Source organism: Methylobacterium sp. D48H (assembly GCF_053345715.1).
Genome location: NZ_JBKFAP010000210.1, coordinates 1 through 282, shown reverse-complemented (window position 1 = coordinate 282; position 282 = coordinate 1). Strand labels below are relative to the sequence as shown.

Annotated in this window: 1 protein-coding gene; it reads left to right on the top strand. The window is 68.8% G+C overall.

What is annotated here, in order from left to right; genetic code table 11:
* Nucleotides 1-282, top strand: a 282-nt coding sequence (locus ACLBX8_RS32165; protein ID WP_447716469.1) for an aldolase/citrate lyase family protein, incomplete at both ends; no start/stop codon positions are given.

Here is a 282-nt window from a genome sequence, read left to right as displayed (position 1 = left end):
GGCACCGGCCTCTGGACCCGGATCAACGCCCTCAACTCGCCCTGGATCTTGGACGACCTGTTCACGATCGTGGCCGAGGTCGGCGGCAAGCTCGACGTCGTGATGGTGCCCAAGGTCGAGGGACCGTGGGACATCCACTACATCGACCAGCTGCTCGCCCAGCCCGAGGCGCGCCACGGGGTGACGAAGCCGATCCTGGTCCACGCGATCCTGGAGACCGCCGAGGGCGTCGCCAACGTCGACGCGATCGCGTCGGCCTCGCCGCGGATGCACGGCATGAGC